The organism is Maribacter sp. (genome assembly GCF_039974175.1).
In the GTDB taxonomy this organism is placed as follows: domain Bacteria; phylum Bacteroidota; class Bacteroidia; order Flavobacteriales; family Flavobacteriaceae; genus Maribacter_C.
Window position 1 is genome coordinate 182,947 of the sequence record NZ_JBDWJN010000010.1, and the last position, 21,740, is coordinate 204,686.

Annotated in this window: 20 protein-coding genes; all 20 read right to left on the bottom strand. The window is 36.9% G+C overall.

The features are described from left to right. Positions 1–7: 7 nt before the first annotated feature. The 20 genes from ABJN95_RS09895 to ABJN95_RS09990 all read right to left on the bottom strand — a co-directional run bounded on the left by ABJN95_RS09895 (position 8) and on the right by ABJN95_RS09990 (position 21,609). Positions 8–664 carry an HAD family hydrolase gene (locus tag ABJN95_RS09895; RefSeq protein WP_348370233.1) on the bottom strand — a complete coding sequence of 219 codons (657 nt, stop codon included), beginning with the start codon at positions 662–664 and terminating at the stop codon, positions 8–10. Next, complete coding sequence (locus ABJN95_RS09900) at positions 648–1,616, bottom strand: ATP-grasp domain-containing protein (protein ID WP_348370234.1); 969 nt, start codon at positions 1,614–1,616, stop codon at positions 648–650. The genes ABJN95_RS09895 and ABJN95_RS09900 overlap by 17 nt, the downstream gene beginning before the upstream one ends. Then, positions 1,613–2,638 carry a glycosyltransferase gene (locus ABJN95_RS09905; protein WP_348370235.1) on the bottom strand — a complete coding sequence of 342 codons (1,026 nt, stop codon included), beginning with the start codon at positions 2,636–2,638 and terminating at the stop codon, positions 1,613–1,615. The genes ABJN95_RS09900 and ABJN95_RS09905 overlap by 4 nt, the downstream gene beginning before the upstream one ends. 3 nt (positions 2,639–2,641) lie before the next feature. Further along, positions 2,642–3,247, bottom strand: a complete 606-nt coding sequence (locus tag ABJN95_RS09910; RefSeq protein WP_348370236.1) for a sugar transferase — start codon at positions 3,245–3,247, stop codon at positions 2,642–2,644. Between the two features lie 150 nt (positions 3,248–3,397). Further along, a complete protein-coding gene (locus ABJN95_RS09915; RefSeq protein WP_348370237.1) occupies positions 3,398–4,597 on the bottom strand; it encodes a glycosyltransferase family 4 protein in 1,200 nt (399 codons plus the stop codon). A 5-nt stretch (positions 4,598–4,602) separates the two neighbouring features. Continuing rightward, positions 4,603–5,739 carry a UDP-N-acetylglucosamine 2-epimerase (non-hydrolyzing) gene (wecB, locus tag ABJN95_RS09920; RefSeq protein WP_348370238.1) on the bottom strand — a complete coding sequence of 379 codons (1,137 nt, stop codon included), beginning with the start codon at positions 5,737–5,739 and terminating at the stop codon, positions 4,603–4,605. A 29-nt stretch (positions 5,740–5,768) separates the two neighbouring features. After that, entirely contained in the window at positions 5,769–6,902 is a 1,134-nt protein-coding gene (locus tag ABJN95_RS09925; protein ID WP_348370239.1) for an NAD-dependent epimerase/dehydratase family protein, read from the bottom strand. A gap of 33 nt (positions 6,903–6,935) precedes the next feature. Further along, positions 6,936–7,286 carry a sugar epimerase gene (locus tag ABJN95_RS09930; RefSeq protein ID WP_348370240.1) on the bottom strand — a complete coding sequence of 117 codons (351 nt, stop codon included), beginning with the start codon at positions 7,284–7,286 and terminating at the stop codon, positions 6,936–6,938. A 78-nt stretch (positions 7,287–7,364) separates the two neighbouring features. Continuing rightward, positions 7,365–8,369 (bottom strand): polysaccharide biosynthesis protein, encoded by a 1,005-nt coding sequence (locus ABJN95_RS09935; RefSeq protein ID WP_348370241.1) that lies wholly within the window; start codon positions 8,367–8,369, stop codon positions 7,365–7,367. A gap of 14 nt (positions 8,370–8,383) precedes the next feature. Continuing rightward, positions 8,384–9,454: a hypothetical protein gene (locus ABJN95_RS09940; RefSeq protein ID WP_348370242.1), complete on the bottom strand. Its 1,071-nt coding sequence runs from the start codon at positions 9,452–9,454 to the stop codon at positions 8,384–8,386. 12 nt (positions 9,455–9,466) lie between these two features. Then, positions 9,467–10,678 (bottom strand): UDP-N-acetyl-D-mannosamine dehydrogenase, encoded by a 1,212-nt coding sequence (gene wecC / locus ABJN95_RS09945; RefSeq protein ID WP_348370243.1) that lies wholly within the window; start codon positions 10,676–10,678, stop codon positions 9,467–9,469. Further along, on the bottom strand, positions 10,678–11,799 hold the full coding sequence (gene wecB / locus ABJN95_RS09950) for a UDP-N-acetylglucosamine 2-epimerase (non-hydrolyzing) (protein ID WP_348370244.1): 1,122 nt from the start codon (positions 11,797–11,799) through the stop codon (positions 10,678–10,680). The genes wecC and wecB (ABJN95_RS09950) overlap by 1 nt, the downstream gene beginning before the upstream one ends. A 2-nt stretch (positions 11,800–11,801) precedes the next feature. Next, positions 11,802–12,683, bottom strand: a complete 882-nt coding sequence (locus ABJN95_RS09955) for a glycosyltransferase family 2 protein (RefSeq protein WP_348370245.1) — start codon at positions 12,681–12,683, stop codon at positions 11,802–11,804. A gap of 128 nt (positions 12,684–12,811) precedes the next feature. Beyond that, positions 12,812–13,981, bottom strand: a complete 1,170-nt coding sequence (locus ABJN95_RS09960) for a hypothetical protein (RefSeq protein WP_348370246.1) — start codon at positions 13,979–13,981, stop codon at positions 12,812–12,814. 230 nt (positions 13,982–14,211) lie between these two features. Then, a complete protein-coding gene (locus ABJN95_RS09965; RefSeq protein ID WP_348370247.1) occupies positions 14,212–15,363 on the bottom strand; it encodes a glycosyltransferase family A protein in 1,152 nt (383 codons plus the stop codon). 34 nt (positions 15,364–15,397) lie between these two features. After that, positions 15,398–16,480, bottom strand: a complete 1,083-nt coding sequence (locus ABJN95_RS09970) for a GDP-L-fucose synthase (RefSeq protein ID WP_348370248.1) — start codon at positions 16,478–16,480, stop codon at positions 15,398–15,400. A gap of 6 nt (positions 16,481–16,486) precedes the next feature. Further along, complete coding sequence (gene gmd, locus ABJN95_RS09975) at positions 16,487–17,602, bottom strand: GDP-mannose 4,6-dehydratase (RefSeq protein WP_348370249.1); 1,116 nt, start codon at positions 17,600–17,602, stop codon at positions 16,487–16,489. A gap of 352 nt (positions 17,603–17,954) precedes the next feature. Continuing rightward, positions 17,955–18,602 carry a hypothetical protein gene (locus ABJN95_RS09980; RefSeq protein ID WP_348370250.1) on the bottom strand — a complete coding sequence of 216 codons (648 nt, stop codon included), beginning with the start codon at positions 18,600–18,602 and terminating at the stop codon, positions 17,955–17,957. 179 nt (positions 18,603–18,781) lie between these two features. Next, the gene (locus tag ABJN95_RS09985; protein ID WP_348370251.1) at positions 18,782–20,155 is read right to left on the bottom strand and encodes a hypothetical protein; all 1,374 of its coding nucleotides are present in this window, start codon (positions 20,153–20,155) and stop codon (positions 18,782–18,784) included. Positions 20,156–20,262: 107 nt separating this feature from the next. Next, positions 20,263–21,609, bottom strand: a complete 1,347-nt coding sequence (locus tag ABJN95_RS09990) for a flippase (protein WP_348370252.1) — start codon at positions 21,607–21,609, stop codon at positions 20,263–20,265. Positions 21,610–21,740 lie beyond the last annotated feature (131 nt).

A 21,740-nucleotide genomic window follows, 5' to 3' on the forward strand; every position in this document is an offset into this window, starting at 1 on the left:
ATTTAGTTTAAACAATGTTTATTTCGAAAAAAGAGGTGACAAAGTTTTGTGGGCGGTGACTATCCTCAAAATACAAGTGCCCATCGAAATGCATATTTAGTCCGTTATCAACTAGTCCTAGTGTATTCCAGCCTAACTTATTCGGACTGATAAAATCTTTACGCAAGTTGTCGGCCATATATAAATAATTGCAATTGGGAAAAGCATTTTCAATGATACGATAGTTTTGCTCGTCTGGTTTTTCAGAACCAACTTCTTCGGAAATAACAATTTTATCTACCATTTCATAAATTCCCAAGGCCGTGAGTTTTACGGTTTGTGTAGTTGTTCTACCATCGGTAATGATACCTATTTTGCCTCCTTTTTCTTTTATACGCTGAATAACCTCCATGGCTCCCTCGAACAATTGCAGCGATGGCTTATGGGTTCTATAGGTTTGCAATAGGTCAGATTTTTGAACATCAAACTGCGTAGCCAAAAATTCAAATACATCTTGCTTTGAGCGAAAAAGGGAATACATTCGAGCGAAGAGGCCCTGCCAATTCGTTGGCGATAATTCTTTGGCAATATTAATATACGCTGACTTTAAATACGCCATTTCGTTGTACAACGTATCATCAAGGTCAAAAACGATGACGGTGTCTTGATTAACCTTTATATCCATGCACTAATATTTCGTCGTCATACCTAATCATCAGTAGCTCGTCTTCCCAACAATCGAAATTGTTGGCAATCTTTTCATCAGAAAAGTACTCGGTAAGTATCCATTTTGGAAAATTCGCTCCAGCCAAATACGATAGGGGATACCCGCCCCCGAATCTGGGGTTAATCTCAATGGCATAAACGTTGGATTTCGTTTTATGAACAAAAAACTGGGCTGTTAAACAGCCTACAGCGCCTGCTATCTGGCCCAAGTGGGTTTTAATGTAGTCTACCAAATGATTTTTTACCGTAAGTGCCTTATACACCTCTCCATCTCGAACCTCAATACGCTTACGCGGTACCACACATTTTAACTTGTTCTCTTTGTCATAATACAAATCACAGGTAAATTCCTCGTGTAAGTCGTGATCGATATATTCTAAAAACATCAGTTTTTCATTTTCGAAATGATACGGAATAAGATCATCTTCATTACGTATTAAATAGGTATCAATACTTCGACTACCATCGGTTGGTTTAATGAACATGGGTAACTTATAGTCGCTTTTGCTGTATTCCTCTGCCACGGCTACTTCTTTTGCCTCTAGGAAAGTATGAATTTCGCGTTTGTCGCGACATTTTCCGACAAAGTCTTCGGTAGAAATCACTGGCATAATACCAAGTTCTAAAAGGCGCTTTTTGTTTTTGGCCAAGGGTAATAGCTCTGCATCAATGGTTGGAACCATTAGTTTAATATCATGCGCGATACAGTTTTTAATCAAGACATCGAAGTACGTAGGATCACTTTGCAGAGGTACCTTAAAATGTCCGTCTGCTACTTGGCAAGCAGCCGATAATATTGGATTGGCATCCGATGCGAAAACTTTAGCTTGTGGAAATATTTTTTTTAGTTCTTTTTGAAAGGCTCGAACTAACGAAACTCTTCTTCCGGCGGAAGATATCAGTATATTCATTTAGCTAAATTATAAAAAGTTCTGAAAAACTTTATAAAAGGATTGATCAAAGGCTTACGGTTAAAAATGAACACAAGAATTGAATAGCCTATACCGTGATAATCAGGGCCTAAAAACTTTTTAAGTGGATAGGCATCGATTTTCTCAAAACCGGAAAGCATTTCTGGAATTTTTTCTACAGAAATATCTGATTTCATCAATCGAACCATAAGGAAAAATACAAACGATTGCTGCCGGGTTTTAAGTCTTCGTATGCAACGTGCTGCATCTTTATGCTCGGAAGGAACACTTTCTATCAAATTTTTGTAGACATGTGCGGCATTTGCATTGTCGTAAATAACTTTATTGTAGTGTTCGGGAGTCTTGTTCCTCATCGCTGAAGTTGGTAAAATTCGATAACGATGAACATCTACATCGGCGTGTGCCATTCTTTTCGCCTTGAGAAAGAGCTCGGAACATAGAATAGCGTCTTCCATCCATCTTCCTTCGATAAAGCGGATTCCTGTAGAGACCATAAAATCTCGTCTGATAAAAAACCACCAAATTTCATTATGGTGTTTGATGTTTGCGATATAGGAAATTCCGTCTTGAACATCTAGTTTTTTGACCCCATGCTCGATATTAAGGGAGTTAGGAACATGTCTTTTTACCACAGGCATACTATGAAAAGTCAGAATGTCAAGGGTATTATTTTCCATTAGCCCAAGCAGTGTAGTCACCGTATTTTTGGCCAAGTAGTCATCTGGGTCTAAGAAATAGAGATATTCGCCCCTAGCAATGTCGTACCCTGAGTTTCTTGCAGCGCCAACACCCGCATTTTTCTTATCAATAATGATAATGTTAGCATGCTTTGCAGCGTAATTCTTCGCAACCTTTAGGGTAGAATCTTTAGATTCGTCATTAACGATAATAATTTCATATTCAGCTGGATTCAAGTTTTGATCCAATAGACTATCTATACACTGCGGTAGATAACGCTCCATGTTGTAACACGGAATAACAATACTTAGTTGAATCTGCATACCCTATGAATTACCTGTAAAAAACTCCATTGTGGCGCTTGTGCTTGAGGAAATGCCGTCTCGCTTTACTACTTTAAGAACGGTAAGCCAAATTATTTTTAAATCTAGAATGAAAGATACATTGTTTACATACCAAACATCGAGTTCGAATTTCTCTTTCCACGGTATAGAATTTCTACCGTTTACTTGGGCCCACCCTGTAATTCCTGGCTTTATCAAATGCCGTTTCTTTTGTTCTTCAGAATAAAGGGGCAAATAGGAAACCAATAAAGGTCTTGGTCCGATCAGACTCATATCACCTTTAAGAACGTTGATAAGTTGTGGAATTTCGTCAAGCGAAGTTTTGCGTACAAATTGACCAACTTTGGTAATTCGATCTCCATCTGGTAAAAGCTTTCCATCAGACCCTCTTTTGTCGTTCATTGACTTGAACTTGATTATTTTAAAGATCTTCTCATCTTTTCCAGGGCGTTCTTGCACAAAAAAGGCTTTCCCCTTATTCGATATGCAAAGCAAAACGAAAACTATCAAAAATACTGGACTCAGTACTGTCAACACACTAAGGGAAATTATGATATCAAAAACCCTTTTTATAAAAAATTTGTACATTTTAACAGATTGGGTGCTATACACTGCAAATTAAAAATTTATACTGATTCAAAACCTAAGATATAGACCAACAACCTGATTACTTGTTCAAAGTAATTTTCTTTCGTTCTGTTGTGATTTTTTGTGATGATAAACAGTGATCTATGTATTCTAAGCGATTGCTGTTTGCGCGACTATGGTTTGAAAAGCAATTTCAGAAGATAAATGCTTCTGCATATAGGCAAAACCGTTTTCACCCATTTCTTTTCTCAATTCAGCGTTATTATATAGCAGCATAAACTTCTCCTTCAAAGCGGGGATATTGCCGGCTTCTGCCCATACACCAACATTTAGTTCATCTAATAGGGTTCCAAAATCTGTATTTAGGTCAATAGACGCTAGCATAGGAGTTCTGGTGTTATAATAGGACAATGCCTTCGATGGTATATTTGGTATGGTAAATTTTTCACTTAATGAAATCAAACCTACATCGGCCATCTGCACCCAAAGCATATATTCTTTTTGCGGAAGACCGGCTCGCAGTTTCAGGTTATGAACATTTTTTGATGCCACAAGCTTTTCAAGGTTTTGCCGTTCGTTGCCATTGCCCATAATAAGGAAAATTACATCCTCTAGGTCTTTGCAGGCAATAGCCAGATTCACTATGTTTTCCATTTTTTGCGGCAACCCTATGTTACCACCAAAGATGACCACGAATTTGTTTTCCAGTCCTTCTTTTTTGCGAAGTGCATCAATTCTATGTTCTGCTACCGTAGGGATGATATCGCCCCAATTTGGAAGCATATGTAACTTGGAAACGTCTAAAGTTGGATTATGCCTTTTTACGAAATCCATATTGCCTTGAGACATACAGCCGATACTATCACAGGTGGCGTACAGCTTTTTTTCCTTTCTTCTAAAGTAATAATGTATAAGGCCATTCTTACCCATCATACCCAAGTCTACAGCATTCTGTGGAAATATATCTCTTAGAATTAAATAAAGCTTCGCTTTTGATTTTCTTTTCAACCAGGCAGCAACTCCATAAAGGGTAATGGGTGGAGTAGGGGTGATAATCAAGTCAAAATCTAGACCTATATTGTGTTTCTTTAGGGCACTTTTATATTGGTAAGGTAACAGTATATTGGCGATGCCTTTCTTTATCAATCCGACACCAAAAAGAGGCAATGTCTTGACCCGAATTACCTTAATGTTCTCTTCAATTTGAAGTCCGATACTCTTTTCATCGTATGATGGAGCGACAACAGTAATGTCGTGGCCATTTTCGTGAAATTGAGAAACCAACTGGGTATAGAGGTACTTCGTCTTATCCATCTTTGGAAAGGCAAGTGCGAGAAAGATAACTTTCATAGGATTTAGGGTTTGGACCAGACCACGCGGTTTACATAATCTACGTAGGATAGTATGATTCGGACTACCTTTTCGCTAACGTTTGGCATTGAATAATCTGCAACGGGTCTAAAGTTTCGGTCGGGATTTCTTTGCTGTACTTCCAAAGCGGCCAAGGCCTGCATTATGCGTTCTGGGTTCATACCGACCATCATCACCGATGCCTCCTCCATGGCTTCTGGTCTTTCGTGTGCTTCCCGTATATTTAATGCTCTAAAATTTAAAATTGAAGATTCCTCGGAAATTGTTCCGCTATCAGATAGAACCGCAAAAGAATGGTATTGCAAGGCATTATAATCGGTAAACCCTAGGGGCTTTAGAAACTGTATATTTTTATGTGTTTCTAGTTTTTTAGAATCTAACATATTTCGTGTTCGCGGATGGGTAGAAACAATTACAGGGTAATCGTATTTTTCAGCAATTTGATTTAGCGAACTAATAAGGCCTTCGAAATTCTTAGGATTGCTAATATTTTCTTCCCTATGCGAGGAGACTACAAAGTACTTCTGTTTTTCAAGATTTAAATCTTCCAATACTTTCGATTCCTCAATTTTAGGCAAGAACTGATACAATACCTCACACATGGGACTTCCAGTTTTGATGATCCGATCTGCTGGAAGCCCTTCGCGTAATAGGTATTCTCTTGCAATATCGCTATACGTAAGATTGATGTCAGCAACATGATCTACAATCTTTCTATTGGTCTCTTCCGGAACGCGTTGGTCGAAGCAACGATTTCCAGCTTCCATATGAAAAACTGGAATCTTCCTTTTCTTTGCTGGAATGGCACAAAGGCAAGAATTGGTATCCCCTAAGACCAAGAATGCATCTGGATTTATTTCCTCTAGCAGAGGGTCGATTTTAATCAAAATGTTACCAACCGTTTCGGTGGCATTTGTACCCGCAGCATTTAAGAAGTGGTCTGGCTTTCGAATACCTAAATCATCGAAGAATATTTCGTTGAGCTCATAGTCATAGTTTTGACCCGTATGTACTAGGGTATGGGCTATAGCATCATTTGCGTCTAAGGCATTTAAAACACATGCCAAACGTATGATTTCAGGTCTGGTTCCGACTACGGTAAGTACTTTCAGTTTTTTCAAAATATATGAATTGCGGTTAGTTGTTCTTTTTATACATCCTCGAAATAGGTGTCAGCATCTTCGGGGTTGTAGGGTTCGTTAATCCAAAATAAGGTAATTAATTCTTCGTCACCAATATTCTTTATGTTGTGCGTATACCAAATTGGCATATCAACATAGGCTGGTTCGTTTCCATCCAAATAATAATCAATTGTCTTGTTTGTTCCTATTTTACGCAATTGAATCAAGGCTTTGCCACTAATAACTGCAAAACGTTCGGCTTTTCTTGTATGAAAATGGTTTCCCCTTGTAATTCCAGGTACCGTGGTCGAAAAAGAAAATTGTCCGCTAGTCTGCGTTCTAGCAATCTCAACAAAACTACCTCGTGGATCGGTATGTTTGGTGAATTTTACGGGATAGTGATCTTCAGGTACATAACAACGAAATGTATTGAATAGTGCCTTTTCAAAAGGATCTTCTAGCTTCGGGAATATGCCATTGCCCATATAGTCTGCCTTATACTGATTAAGCAAGTTTAGAATGTGAGAAACTTTATGCTTACTCGTGGGTTGAATTCGGACTTCAAAACTATTTTCGTCTAATTTATCGGCTTCAAGTTTATTTTTAATTACATCGATACATACCGATACAAGCTCATTGATGTAGATTAATCCTACTTCCCCATCTTTAATAATAGTTGGCTCTTCTCCTCTCGTGACCTTGTGACAAAAGGTGGCGACCACCGAATTGTAGTTGGGTTTTCCAAAGGGGCCAAAAACATTGGGAATGGTTAATGAAGTAAACTTTCCTCCAGTTGCTAAAGCCCAGTTAACAAATTTATCTTTGCCTTCTTTTTTTGACTTTCCGTACAAATTGTCGCGGTCTTCCTGTGAAGAAGATGAGAAAATGATATGAGGCGTAACCGATTTGTTTTTGCAAGCCTGTATCAATGCATCGACCAAACCGATATTGGTGTTGTAAATGACTTGCATGTCTTCATGCCGATTCATGGCCGCCAAGTGAACTATGGTATCGCATTGAGCCACAAAGTTCTCTAAGGCGCTCGGATTGTCAAAGTATGCTCGTTCAAATGGAATCAGCTCCAGCGTTTCATCTAGTGAGAGGGTGGTATGTAGATGATTTCCAACGAAACCTGCTTGTCCTGTTATTCCTATTCTTTGCATTTCGCCTGTGTTTGTTTCAGTTTTTATTTAAAATTACCATTTCCCTGACCAGTAATCCACAGGAAATCGAAAATCATCACTTTTAGATTCTTCAAGCGAAAGGTTCGAAAACACAATAAGTTTAGAATTTTCTTCCTGTGCCTTAAATCCAGAGGCATAACCTCCTGATATTTCCAATACAGACGGGTTATGTGCCTCTAGCACGTACTTTTGTGGATGAAGACTTTTAGAGGGAGCGTCAAAATTATCCACCGGAATCAAATTCATGATGAAGCTGCCTGAATTGCAATAAAACCACTTCTTTTCCTTTTTATGCCCTTGCCATCCGCGAATGGTAGTCGTATCACTTGGAAGAATTTCATACATCCGAACGATTTCGTTCATACTAAAGGCATTAAAAAAATTAAGTCTGCCGCGTTCGTCGGTGAAGTTTGATCCTTTAATTAAATTGTGAAAGATCATCTAAAGATTTTCTTTAATATAATCTAAATTTAATAGTGTTTTTCTTAATTCTTCATCGGTAAGCTGGGTGGTATTATGTGAATGATAGTCTTCAATTGCACTAATGTCGGTTTCCCCTTCAGAGAAATACCTACTATAGTTCAAGTCTCGGTTATCTGCTGGAATTCTATAAAATTCACCCATATCTTCCGCCTTCTGCATTTCTTCTCGGGTGCACAAGGTTTCATACAACTTCTCACCATGACGCGTGCCAATAATTTTGATGTCGTTATCAGCATTAAAAATATCTTTTATGGCATCTGCTAAATCACCTATGGTACTTGCTGGTGCTTTGTTAACAAATAGGTCACCTTGATTTCCGTGCTCAAATGCAAATAGCACTAAATCTACAGCATCTTCCAAAGACATTAAGAAGCGCGTCATGTTAGGATCGGTTATCGTCAACGGGTTTTTATCTTCAATTTGTTTTACAAATAATGGAATTACTGAACCTCGTGATGCCATTACATTACCATATCTAGTCAAACAAACGATAGTATCGTCATTTGGGATATTTCTTGAAGCAGCGACCGCCACCTTTTCCATAAGTGCCTTACTAATACCCATTGCGTTAATAGGATAGGCTGCTTTATCGGTACTCAGACAAATGATGCGTTTAACCTTGTTGGCTACTGCTGCATCAATGGTATTCTGTGTGCCAAAAACATTGGTCTTAGCAGCCTCAATTGGAAAAAATTCACAAGACGGTACCTGCTTTAATGCCGCGGCATGAAAAACGTAATCCACACCACTCATAGCTCTTGAGATACTATTGTAATCGCGAACATCACCGATATAGAATTTTATTTTATTGTTTTTGAGTGTATTCCGCATGTCGTCTTGCTTCTTTTCATCGCGAGAAAAGATGCGGATTTCTTTAATGTCAGTTTCTAGAAATCGATTTAATACGGCATTTCCGAAAGATCCTGTACCACCGGTAATAAGCAGAGTTTTGTCTTTGAACATAATATTTTTTTTAATCACTCAGACTCGAACAATGATTTGTCTAGTTTTTTTATATTTTCATGATGTTTGATAATATCATCAATTTGCAAGTTATTCAAAAACCTAGAAATTGATTCATAATCGATATCTATAGCCCATCCCATTTGTTGTTTCACTACTCGCTGCCCGACATGCGTGTTAACCGCAGCTACTATGGGAACATTGAAAAAGCCAGACTCATAGAATTTATTGGGCATCGCTACCTTTTCATTTTCCAGGGTATTTTTATATACCACAAAATTCAGATTGTTTTCGGCATAAATATTCTCTAAATCGTCTGGGTTTTTAAACGCTCCATTAAAGAATATATTTTCATGCTCCGACGCATTTTTTTTCATCTCATCTACGATTGATTTGAAGCCATCGCCATAGAAATTTAGAATTAGGTTTTTATTTTCCCTTACTACCTTCAGGAGATGCTCTATGATGCTAGAATATCTGAATGCTCCAATGTATGCTATTCGAACAGCATCTTCTTTAATATGCTGTATAGGGGAGACCTTACCGTACGTCTTAAACTTATTTTCCTTTATGATTGCATTTTCTGGTTTTACATAGTTTGTATAGTGTGAGTCATAAAACCCCTTCGAGGTAAAAACAACCGAATTAGACCATTTTGCCAAAAGGGTATCAATTCTACGCAAAATTGACTTTTGAAAAGGTGGTTTATAAAGCCATAGAATGTCACTTATTTCATAGTCAATTTTGGAATTCACGATGAAGGATGATATCATTCTAGTATCTAAACCGAAAACGTACAGATGCTTTAGGCGTAATCCATATTTTGAATAAATAGACCAAAGTAACCTAAAGTAATTTGCCAATCGCTTCATGTATTTGTAATTGGCCATAGTACCTACTATGTTCAGCTTTACATTTTCGTAACCCTCGAGAATTCCAAAGTTATTTACCTCATGAATTTCTCTTTTAAAACCAAATACTTCAATATGATCATATGCTTTTGATTTTTCGATAATGCGCTTTACCACTCTGGGTTGTTCAAGTGACTGGGCAATAATCAAAAGGGTTTGATTTTTTGGGGGCATTTTCAAGAGCTTCTATTTGTTTACGCCACAAAAATCTAAAATCACTTTGTTATCATCTAAACCTAAGGTTTTGAATTCTTTGTGCGCAACCAGGTAAACAATGATATCGGCTTTTTCAAAAGCGGTCTTATAATCTGTAATTTTAAAAACATTATGCTCCTTAATGTTAGGTTCAACAATGTAGTATTCCTCATTGTTCGCATTTTGCAAAACGCGCTGTACAATATACTTCGCTGGAGACTCCCTTAAATCGTCAATATCTGGTTTAAAGGCGAGTCCCATTAAAGCGATTTTTGGTTTTCTGCCGTGTTCTAGCTCAAATTGTAACTTCGTATTTTGGACTTTTTCGGCGCACCAAAAAGATTTGTAATTGTTAACTTCTCTTGCGGTTCCGATTATTTTAGATTCCATAGGATAGTCAGAAACAATGAAATAGGGGTCAACTGCAATACAGTGGCCGCCAACTCCAGAACCTGGCTGTAGAATATTTACTCTAGGATGTTTGTTTGCCAAATTAATTAGTTCCCAAACATTAATATCAGCTTTATCACAGATTAAGGAAAGTTCGTTTGCAAATGCAATTTGCACGTCTCGCGAAGAGTTTTCAACTAATTTGCACATCTCTGCTGTTCGCGCATTGGTTTTGTGTAAATCTCCTTTGACATGTTTGGCATAAAATGCGACTGCCTTATCAGTAGAGACCTTATCTACGCCGCCAATAACTCGGTCATTGTGAACTAACTCATACATCACATTGCCAGGGAGTACCCTTTCCGGACAATAGGCAATATGCAGCTTATTTTTGAGTTCCGGGCGTTCTTCATATATATAATGCATCATCTTCTCAGTGGTTCCTATGGGAGATGTTGATTCGATGATGTACATATCTCCTTCTTTTAACAAAGGTAAAATAGCCGTGGTCGCAGATTGTACAAATGAAATATCGGGTTCGTTCTTATCTTTAAAAGGAGTCGGTACTACAATAAGGTATGTATCGGCCTGAACTGGCTTTGTAGATGCTTTTAGGAATCCTTTGCTAACTGCATTTGCCACAGATTTATCTAAAGAGGGTTCGACAATATGAATTTCTCCTCTATTTATGGTGTCTACAACGTCTTGATTGATATCTACACCATGCACATGGGTTCCACCTTCTGCTATGAGTGCAGCGGTTGGGAGGCCTATATATCCTAGGCCGATCATTACTACTTCTGGATTGGTCATTATGCTAAATTTTCTATAAATTCTACAATGCGCTCGCAAGCTTTTCCGTCTCCATACGGATTATGAAGCTTACTCATTTTTTTATACAATTCTGAATCTCCTAAAAGATTCGTTGCTTGATTAACAATTTTTTCTTTATCGGTGCCTACCAAAATAACCGTTCCGGCTTCAACGGCCTCTGGTCTTTCAGTGGTATCTCGCATTACCAAAACTGGTTTACCTAGGCTGGGAGCTTCTTCTTGAACTCCGCCACTATCGGTAATTACTAATTCGGCCTTATTCATTAACCAAACAAAAGCTGGGTAGGCCAGGGGAGCAATTAATTTGATATGATCTTGATCTCCTAGAATTTCGTAAACAGGTTTTTGTACCTTAGGGTTTAAATGCACGGGATAAATAATTTGTATATTCTCAACTGACTCACCAATTTCTTTTAGCGCTTGGCAAATGTTGATAAAACCTTGTCCGTGGTTCTCTCTTCGATGACCTGTTACCAAAACTATGCGTTTAGAAAAATCGACCTCTTTTTTAAGATGTTCAATTTCCTCATCTTGAACTGTATCGACTCTGGAAACACTTTCAAAAAGTGCGTCTATTACCGTATTTCCGGTAATAAGAATATTATGCTCAGAGATACTTTCTCTTGTCAAATTATCAAATGAGGTCTGGGTCGGAGCAAAATGATAGTCAGCAATATGTCCGGTTATTGTTCTATTAATCTCTTCTGGAAAAGGAGCTTTTTTATCAAATGTTCTTAGACCAGCTTCTACATGGCAGACCTTTGCACCCGAATAAAAAGAAGCGATACTCGCTCCCATAGTTGTTGTGGTGTCACCATGAACATAGGCATAATCAGGTTGAAAATCTTCAAGTACTGGCTGAAGTCCTGTAATGATATCAGCGGTAAGACCATAAAGATTCTGACCTGGCTTCATTAGGTTGAGGTCGTAATCTGGTGTGATTTCAAAAAAGTCGAGCACCTGATCTAACATTTCACGATGTTGAGCCGTAACGCAAACTCTAGTCTCAAAAGCCGGGTTCTTTAAAAATGCCTTCACAAGAGGAGCCATTTTGATAGCCTCAGGACGTGTTCCGAATATAATTAGGTTTTTCTTTTTCATTTTTACCCCAATCGAGTTTTATATAATTTGTTATAATAAAATTTTGGAAAAAGCACTTTTATCCATCCTGTCAAAAAAACCAAGGGAAGCCTGTAAATGAAGTTTCTTTTCATATACTGAAGATTGCTTCTAAAATCGAGACCAATGGGATTATATAGTTTTTTGACCCGTTCTTTTAAGGACAAATGATGTAGGGTTTCAAAAGGATCATTGTGGTCATTCGTACAAACCCCTAAAATATTCGGTGTGACTAAAACCGGTATCCCAGCCCTTTTTGCCTTGAGAGTATAGTCAAAATCAGCTAAGCCATGATAGAATCCTTCAGATAGTACACCAACTTTTTTCACAACATCCTTATGTACCAACTGAATATTTGCATTTCCTAATTCGCATTCCTGGGGTGTTTCTTCGTTGGGAACCACTTTAATATATTTTCCCAAAAACCGATTTGTGAACACATTTCCGCCATAAGATATTTTATTGGTGATACCATCTATGGTGGAGCCTACATAAATACCAGCTTGCTTAAAGGTTTGCAGGCAATAGGCATGGGTTTCTAACAACTCCTTAAAGAAAGACTCGTAGGTATCGGTGTCATCATTTAGCAGCAGATAAAAATCATAATTACCTTTTAAAGCTTCCTTCCAAGAATTCCGCATGCCACCAGCCCAATACAATTCGCCATTACCTTGTAAAACATGTACCTCTTGATACCGAGATTTAACCGCTTCACCTGTACCATCGGTCGAACCGTCATCGGTGAGATAGATGTGAATGGAAGCCAGGTTTTTCACCTTCTCATGGGCGCTATGTACACATGCTAAGGCTTTTAGCGTTTTCTCCTTTCGGTTAAAACAAGTAAGTAAAACGGCTATTCTATACATTTGGGGCTATAAGTCGATTATAAAACCGGAATTATAAAATTTTATTGTTTGGCAATGAAGTTTGATTTGAGTGCAAAGATAAGCAGAAGGACTACAATATGGTAAGAAATTGGATGATCTTCAAAATTTTAAGGTTGCATCGTACGATACTTATTAACTATACCCATAAAAAGGCAAAATATTGCAAATAGTGTGAAGAGTCCTTCAAAAACGGGTTCCACCATAAAAACAAGAAAGAACGCAAGGCCGTAAATTAGTAATTGACTATTGAATGCATAGTTCGTTTTAACTTGTGATAGCGCTGATTTTATTTGAATAAACGAGTTTAAAGTAAACAAAAGCAGTAGAAAAAATGGTATGACCCCAGCTACCCTGAGTACGTCTAACCACATATTATGTGAATGCCCAAATTCTTTTTCATCCCAGCCTAGTGGTTTTGCAAAAAGGTTTTCAAATGATTTGACCCATCTTTGGGTACGGCCACCTCCACTTGCAATATCACCTTCTCCATTATTTTCCATTCTACTGGCAAAAGTGGAAAGCCAATCTTGGTCTAAATCAAACGAAACATTAGAAATAATGTAAGATAGTGTTCCAAAAAAAAGCGCGAAAATGACCAGGTTACGTCTTATAGACTGCCTAGGCATTATGTATACGAGCGAGCATAACAACGTAATTAAAAATACTGCGAGCTGCGTTCTACTACCAATACGTAATACACAGGCTAAAGACAGAAGAAATACAAGTACAGCACCAGCGGTAAAAAAAATATTACGCCCTGATTTTTTAACTATTAACAATGCCGGAATACACATATTAAAGGCAAAAAATGAACCCATTATGGTAGCCGTAAGAATACGACCATCCCAAAAGAGAGGAAGACTTCTATCTATTTGCCCAAAACCTCCTTCAGCGATATTTAATAATACCGATATCAAAGGAGTTAAGGAGTAAACTGCTCCAAGAAGGAAAAGAAAATAATAGATAGACGAAGAATCTTGCTCTAGTTTGATGAAAATGTATTTGCCTAGGAGATAAAAACTGCTGGGGAATAATGCGTAAACGAAAACGTATTGAAACCCTCCCGAGGGTTTGAAGGCATAGAACATTGCGTAGGTAAATGAAAAGACAAGAAGTAATAGAAAATTCTTATCGACATTTTTGAGTAGAAATGTTTTTTTGGATATGACAATAACCACCAACAAGTAGCCAAATAGGAAGTTTATACTATAGGGATTCAATAAATATAAAAATAGTAGCAGTGATATTAAAAGACCTATATTTTTAATTTTTCCCACAAAGATTATGTTTTGAGAATAGTGCTCTATAAAATGTTATTTAAGCATCTCTTATATAACTCATTAACTAAAATAGCCACAAATATAGTTTGATTTTGTTAAGCAGAGATTCAAAATTCTTGCATTTTATTTATCAAAAAGCTAAACATCATGTTTTTTAAGGTGAGCTTTTCTGGTTCAAAGATTAAATCCAAATTGAGTGGCTAGATAGCTGGTCTGTTCGTCTGAGATTAGAAAATCATTTTTATTCGTTGCTTTAAAAGCTTAATGAAAATATACAGGGCTCTCTGATAATTAATTCCCTTGAAGGTATAAAGCAATTCGCTTAAGGTATCTTTTTTAGATACGTTTTTGTGTTCAAACTGAGTATCATATAAAAAGAAATCTTGTCCGCTTACGCCGTCAAGGATATTGGCTTCATGTGGCTTTAAGCTTCTGCCAAATGACTGTATTATTTTGTAATCTAATAGTTTTGATGTCAAGACAAACCTCCTCTTGCCAAAATCACTTTTTATCCCGTACAAATCTATAGTCAAGTCTTTGGAATCAATTTTAAGGTGTTTATGTAGGTTCTGATTTTCAAAAAAAGCGTCATAAACATTTGAGGATTCTGCAATACTGGAAAAGTTATAGGTGCTATTATTAGCATAACTAAGGGGAACTTGATACATCGAATTCCCTTTACTATGGGTGCCCGAATCTCCAAAATTAGTAGTAAAAGAAGTTTTCGGATATAAGAAATACTTGTCGTTTTCAATCATATAGGCAATGAAAAATTTCAACCAAGATTTGTCAGACCAAGAACGTACACTAAGGGGAATTTCCGGCAGTGGGCTAAGTTTTTCATTTTTAAGGTACCATTCGTGAAATCCTTTAAATTGTGCTTCACTCCATGCCTGGCCCCAGGAGGCTCCGTATTGAAAGTACCAATTGTCATAGCCATCTTCAAGGGTTGAAAAATAGCTAAAATTATGCTGGTTCATTTGGTGATTATAGAGTGAAACCCCCGCAATACGACCAGTCTGGCTTACAAATTTTAAGGCCTCAGTTGCAAAGAAGTAAAAGTGTTTCGCAACATAAAGATCATCTTCAAGGACAATAACATTGCCGTATTTTTCAGAAATTAGACCACATTTAATGATATGTCTTCTTAAGCCAAGATTTTCTTTTTGGTAGTCAATCTCCTTAGAACCATGTTCCCATTGGAAATTATTGGCAATTTCTAATACATCTTGGTTATCCGCACTATGGTCTATACTTATAATCAATTTAATATCCTTATCTGGATAATGGGCGCGAGATAAAGAATTTAGGAGTCTGTCTAGGGATGAAGCCCGGTTGTAGGCAACTACGACAATTGGAACATTTTCAGTTTTCTCCATTTTATAAATTGTTAGAGGCGAAGACGTAATGTCTTTAGTTATTTATATACCAATTGTATAATTTACTTACCCCTTCTTTGAGCGCAATCTTATGTTTCCAACCTAGGGCATTTAGTTTCGTTACGTCAGTTAATTTTTTTAAAGTACCGTCTGGTTTAGCTGAATTAAATATAAATTTTCCTGTAAACCCTATTTGATCTTTTATTAAGACTGCCAACGAAGAAATTGAAATATCCACTCCCGTGCCAATATTGATATGGGTGTTTCTAATTTCTTGACTGCTAGAAAACGTATCTTTAAATTCTCGATTTTCCATTAAAAATACGCAGGCATCTGCCATATCTTCGGACCATAAAAACTCTCTCATAGGCTTTCCACTGCCCCAGATCTCCACAGAAACCGTATTGTTTGTTTTTTGTATGCCATAGTTACTAAGCATTCGAAGAATTGAACTCTTTTCTGATTTACCAGAGACCCCTTCAATAGGCAGTTTATCCAAATCTTTTTGTAGGAGATTCCAGTTGTTGTCTTCCAGAGCCTTGCCAAGCCATATTTTTCGTATTAAAGCGGGTAATACATGAGATTTTTCCAAGTCAAAATTGTCATTAGGCCCATAAAGATTTGTTGGCATGACTGAGATAAAATTTGTACCATACTGCAAATTGTAACTCTCGCATAATTTAATTCCTGCTATTTTTGCGATAGCATATGGCTCATTGGTATACTCAAGGACATCTGTAAGAAGATAATCCTCTTTCATCGGTTGGGGACAATTTTTTGGATATATGCATGTACTCCCCAAAAACATTAATTTTTTAACCCCATTCAAGTACGCGTGATGAACCACATTATTTTGAATCATCAAGTTGGCATAAATAAAATCAGCCCGGTACGTATTATTCGCAATTATGCCACCAACTTTTGCTGCTGCAAGAAAGACGTATTCTGGTCTTTCCGCCTTAAAGAATGCAGATACTGCCGTTGAATCTGTTAAATCAAGTTCAGCGTGTGTTTTAGTAAGGAAATTGGTATACCCTTTCGCCGAAAGGTTTTTTAAGATCGCGCTACCCACTAGACCCCTATGACCGGCAATGTAAATTCTTGAACTCTTCTCCATGGCGTACTACTCGAAATAATTTAGAATTCGATAACCACCATCTTTCAGATATTGTTCTTTCTTCATTAATTTTAAATCACTCTGCATCATGTCTTTTATCAAATCACTTAATTCGTATTCCGGAATCCAGCCCAATTTATTGTTTGCCTTACTAGCATCTCCTATAAGAAGCTCTACTTCCGTGGGTCTAAAGTACTTTGGATCTACGGCCAAAATTTCTTTTCCAATTTCAATTTGGTATTCAGGATTGGAACAAGACTTGACATACGCCTTTTCATCTACACCTTTACCTCTAAATTCTATTGCTATGCCAGCTTCTTTAAAGCTCATACGAACAAATTCGCGAACTGGGGTAGTAGTGCCTGTAGCAATTACCCAGTCTTCGGCCTCATCTGCTTGTAAGATCATCCACATCATTCGAACATAATCTTTGGCGTGACCCCAGTCTCTTTGTGCGTCTAAGTTTCCTAAATACAATTTGTCTTGTAATCCCAACGCAATACGAGCAGTAGCTCTTGTTATCTTTCGAGTAACAAATGTTTCCCCGCGAATCGGAGATTCATGGTTGAATAATATTCCATTACAGGCATACATACCATAAGCTTCTCTATAATTTACAGTTATCCAATAGGCATACATTTTCGCCACAGCGTAAGGGCTTCTTGGATAAAATGGTGTAGTTTCTGTTTGTGGAACTTCTTGGACTTTCCCATATAGTTCTGATGTAGAAGCTTGATAAATTCTGGTTTTCTTCTCCAAGGCTAAAAGTCTTACAGCTTCCAATATCCTTAACGTACCCAAACCATCAGCATTACCTGTATACTCAGGTACTTCAAAAGAAACATGTACGTGACTCATGGCAGCTAGATTATAAATTTCATCTGGCTGTATCTCTTGAATCAAACGGATCAGATTGGTGCTATCTGTCATATCTCCATAGTGGAGGATGAAATTTCGATTTTCTATATGAGGATCTTGGTATAAATGATCAATACGATCTGTATTGAATAGCGAAGACCTTCTTTTTAGGCCATGCACTTCATAATTTTTTTTTAAAAGAAATTCACTTAGATAGGCGCCATCTTGACCGGTTACACCTGTGATTAATGCTACTTTTTTCATTTGAATTTTACTATTTATGACACCTTAGAATTTACTGACAAAGATGCTTATTTATTGTAAGAATTGATAAAAATGAATATAAAAATCCATTTAATTCGATTAACATTAAAATGTAAACCAAAAAGTTCTTCTTTTATTGTAATCAAATGTAAAGTGAAATAGGGTCAAACGGGCTTGTTACCCCTTATTATCTTAGAAGTGTTATCCATGATTTAGGGGTAATTGATTTATTTGTCTAGCTATTCGGTCTGATGATATACACTTTGCCGCATGAATTGACTATAGAGCATATCAAGAGCGAAGGAAATTTTGCGTGCCGTGGTACAGTTCTAAAAATAACGGTCTTAGCTGTTCAAATCTTTACCGCATCAATTATCAAAGAGGTGTAGTTAGGATTACCATCGGTATTTCGATCGTCGTATCGAATGGAACGCTTAATATAGCCATCCTCTTCATTCCAAGGATTAGCGTGAAAAGTACCATTTTCATCAAAATATTCAACCAATTCTACAGCAAAACCGTTCGCCGAAAATACTTCGCTAAAACTTTTGAAATTATACAATACCTTATGGTCATCTGCTCCAAGGCCATGTCCACCAACTTTGACATAATCTATGTATTCTGAATCGGAGTGAAATCCATCGGGTACCGCTACACGCAATCTACCGTTCTTTTTAAGGAATTTATGACAAGTTCGGGCGGCTATGTTTCCTTGTTCTAAGGTAAGATGCTCCCAAACATGTTCTGCCAAAAGGGCATCAATGCTATTTTCTTCAAAGTATTTATACCAGTCTTTCTGGTCTAATAAGTTCAAAAAATGCACCTCACTAGGTATCCAATTTTCAGTAAATTTTTGGGAACTTCCAATTACTACCTTTAAGGGTTTATTGGCATTTTTGGCCAGTAATTCTTTAAATTGGTTGAGCTGCTTTCTTCGATTGATATTTGTCTTGCTGAACGGATAAATTTCGCGTAAAATGTTCTTAACAGTTGCAATCATATTATTCCATACTTTTAAAGCGACCCAATTAGGTTGCTATTCTATAATTTTGGGGAGATACGAAGGAACTAAAATCTAACTTAGAAAATATTTAGCAATAATGCAATTAATTGAGGGGGCTATTACCGGCGTTTCGGATAAATATACTAAATGACCGAGTGATAATACGATAGGCCAGCTTATGTTATTTTTTGGATCATAAAAAGATGCTTGCCCCCCTTGGTGCGCGGGATATCAGTTACATAGGAAAATATAATATCAACATCTGTAATTTTCTGAATCTTTTCTTTAATCTCCGTTTCATCCTCAATAGAATAATTTTCACCTTTTATTATCGAGATTGTTATGACACCTGGTTCTTCTTGAACGATTTGCCACTTAGCAATATGGGCAAAGGCATTCAAATGCTGCCAAGAAGTCAATGCTGAGATGGAGATTTTGCTTTTATCCTTTGCCACAATAAAGTCTTGTGAGCGACCAATGATTTCACTAAAATGTGCAATGCCTCCGTTTTTATATGCGAGTCTGCCCAAATCTTCAGTTTTATACCTAATAAATGGCATTCCCCGGTTTAAAAACCCGGTTACCACTATATTCCCTACCTCACCTACTTTTGTCTCTGTACCGTCGTCATTCAGTACTTCAACGTAGCCATATGACGGATACGATTTATAAATATCGTCCGCTCCAGAGGTATGGCATAAGACACATACTTCAGTATGGCCATATTCAAACAACACTTTAGATGAAAATGCTTTTTCAATATTTATCTTTTGATTTCTAGAACACATTTCTGAAGTAAGGCTAATTCCTTTTATTTTGAAATCAATGTTGATTTCATTTTTAATAATATATTGGGCCATACTGTCAAAAAGAGATGGATAACCTCTGAGAATTGCAGGCTTAAGTTCCAATAATTTTTGAACGTAATATTTAACATTGGCTTCAGTTAAGTATAGAATAGATAACTTTGTGTCTCCAAAGGGTTCTCTTTTGCCCATTTCTAACCAAAAAACATTGTTATCTCGCAACGCTTTTGGAACCGTAAAAGCGGCAGCGCCCAAAATAATATCTCCTTCTTGGTAGCCCATTTTTTTATATTGATAAAAATGAAATCCATAATCTAAAAGGCCTGCTTGCGTGGTACAAAAAAGTTCTAATGGATTTCCTGTGCTACCGCCCGTATTTTTTTTCGCCAAATGCGCAATACCATATTCATCGCTTATAAGATTTTGGGTATTCCCTTTTATAATGGCTTTGGTAAGCATAGGTATGTTTTGGAATCCACTTAAATCGGAAATATCCACATTATTATCACTAATTATTTTTTTGTAGTATTTACAATGGTCATGAGCATAATTAATGAATTCAATAAGTTTTCTATTTTGAAAGTTGCGTATTTCTTCCTCAGATAAACTGTTTAAATAGTTGATTTCTTTCAAGACCTTCTTAATCGTATGTTCTTTTTTAAGATTATGAAGTTTTTTATACGGAGGTATCAAAACTCGAATTCCTGAAATTCTTTTTTTTAGTTTCCTAATTATACTTACCATATTTTCAGTCAGTTAGCATTGTTTATTTGGATAAATTCTGTTCTCTTTATAAATCGAAATTTAGTATTCAAACGATGTGGCCTACGTATTGTTGTAATCGTAGAAAGTTAATCGGATTTATTTTGTTTTTTGCTCGTACTAATCATCTTAAAGAGACGGTAAAAAGTCAAGGCTTTGATCATCATGAAAAATGAAATTCTTGTTGGCTTAAATAGTAATGGAGCGAACAATACGGAAATTGATTGGGCGATAAGTGTAGCCCATGCCGCACCGAGAATTTCAAATTTTGGAATTAGAATGAAATTCAAAGCGATATTTGCCAGCATGCCAACCCCCAAATATAAGCTGGTGTAACGCTGTAAGTTCTCATTCAGTATCCAGCCGCCTCGTGATACGCCTAAAAACACAAAAATTCCCGCCCAAATATGGATGCTTAAGACTTCGCCAGTCTGTTGAAATGCATTTCCATATAAAAAGTCGACTATTAGATCGCTCATAAACGTCATGGGTATCGCAATCGACAAAGAAATGTAGACCATAAAGTCGTATAGATTTTGAATGCGATTGTAATATAGCTTTTCGCTAATTCCCTTGGCATTTACAATAGCAGGAAATAATGAGCTGCAAATTACGGTTGGGATAAAATACCAAGCTTCGCTGAGACGCACAGCGGCAGCATATTGGCCTACAGAATTACTATCATAGAACTCCTTTATCATTACTTGATCAACTTTCATATAAATGGAGACTACGATAGTACTCAAAATCAATGGCCAGCTATCTCTTAACAGTCTTTTTGCCGTGTCTTTTGAAAAAGACCAACTACGTATAGATTCATTTTCCCTTAGATAAAAGTAAATGAGTCCAATAGCGATTAAAATAGTTTCGGAAATTATCGCGTAGACAAAATATATTAAGGGAGATTCGGTGAGAATCAGCGCAATTTTGAGAAGTGAGGTAACTGCTAAGGAAATGACGCTACCGATTACAACTACTTTGCTGTATACAATACTCTGGAAATATAGACCTATAACTTGAAAGCTTTGAAAAAAAGTGACTGAACCTAATAGTAAGATTATTTTATTCGTAAAATCATCATTGTCACTTAAGTTAATTCCAATTAAAAGAAAAGTAAGTAAAAATACAGAACCCACAGTTTGAAGCGCAAATGAGGTGCCCAACAGTTTGGACTTGTCTGTAGGTTTTTTAACAAGTTCGCGAACTAAGACCGTATTGATTCCTAAAGTTGAAAAAGCAAGAAAGATTGCTACAAAACTTTGCGCATAGCTCAGTATACCTAGATTTTTTGGGCCGAGGTACCTAGTGACCCATACTCCCACGAATAGCGCAGCGAAAATACGAAGTATTTTTTCTGCAAAAACCCAAGAAGTGTTTTCGAAATATTTTCTGAAACCAGAATTATTTTTGAGGTTTTTAAGTTTTTCAAAAATCACAAGTGAATTGGTTTTCTTTTAGAACGGAAGGGGTTCAACAACGAAGATTCTTAAATTTTTCCTTGCAAAGATGAGAAATAAAATGAAGTAAAAACTTCTTTATACGCCGTGTTGGTCGATTTATTTGATAA

Bases quoted from the DNA above. Each gene is read 5' to 3' on its own strand.
- ABJN95_RS09895 (WP_348370233.1), bottom strand. From the start codon at position 664: ATGGATATAAAGGTTAATCAAGACACCGTCATCGTTTTTGACCTTGAT.
- ABJN95_RS09900 (WP_348370234.1), bottom strand. From the start codon at position 1,616: ATGAATATACTGATATCTTCCGCCGGAAGAAGAGTTTCGTTAGTTCGA.
- ABJN95_RS09905 (WP_348370235.1), bottom strand. From the start codon at position 2,638: ATGCAGATTCAACTAAGTATTGTTATTCCGTGTTACAACATGGAGCGT.
- ABJN95_RS09910 (WP_348370236.1), bottom strand. From the start codon at position 3,247: ATGTACAAATTTTTTATAAAAAGGGTTTTTGATATCATAATTTCCCTT.
- ABJN95_RS09915 (WP_348370237.1), bottom strand. From the start codon at position 4,597: ATGAAAGTTATCTTTCTCGCACTTGCCTTTCCAAAGATGGATAAGACG.
- ABJN95_RS09925 (WP_348370239.1), bottom strand. From the start codon at position 6,902: ATGCAAAGAATAGGAATAACAGGACAAGCAGGTTTCGTTGGAAATCAT.
- ABJN95_RS09930 (WP_348370240.1), bottom strand. From the start codon at position 7,286: ATGAACGAAATCGTTCGGATGTATGAAATTCTTCCAAGTGATACGACT.
- ABJN95_RS09935 (WP_348370241.1), bottom strand. From the start codon at position 8,369: ATGTTCAAAGACAAAACTCTGCTTATTACCGGTGGTACAGGATCTTTC.
- ABJN95_RS09940 (WP_348370242.1), bottom strand. From the start codon at position 9,454: ATGCCCCCAAAAAATCAAACCCTTTTGATTATTGCCCAGTCACTTGAA.
- wecC (WP_348370243.1), bottom strand. From the start codon at position 10,678: ATGACCAATCCAGAAGTAGTAATGATCGGCCTAGGATATATAGGCCTC.
- wecB (WP_348370244.1), bottom strand. From the start codon at position 11,799: ATGAAAAAGAAAAACCTAATTATATTCGGAACACGTCCTGAGGCTATC.
- ABJN95_RS09955 (WP_348370245.1), bottom strand. From the start codon at position 12,683: ATGTATAGAATAGCCGTTTTACTTACTTGTTTTAACCGAAAGGAGAAA.
- ABJN95_RS09965 (WP_348370247.1), bottom strand. From the start codon at position 15,363: ATGGAGAAAACTGAAAATGTTCCAATTGTCGTAGTTGCCTACAACCGG.
- ABJN95_RS09970 (WP_348370248.1), bottom strand. From the start codon at position 16,480: ATGGAGAAGAGTTCAAGAATTTACATTGCCGGTCATAGGGGTCTAGTG.
- gmd (WP_348370249.1), bottom strand. From the start codon at position 17,602: ATGAAAAAAGTAGCATTAATCACAGGTGTAACCGGTCAAGATGGCGCC.
- ABJN95_RS09980 (WP_348370250.1), bottom strand. From the start codon at position 18,602: ATGATTGCAACTGTTAAGAACATTTTACGCGAAATTTATCCGTTCAGC.
- ABJN95_RS09985 (WP_348370251.1), bottom strand. From the start codon at position 20,155: ATGGTAAGTATAATTAGGAAACTAAAAAAAAGAATTTCAGGAATTCGA.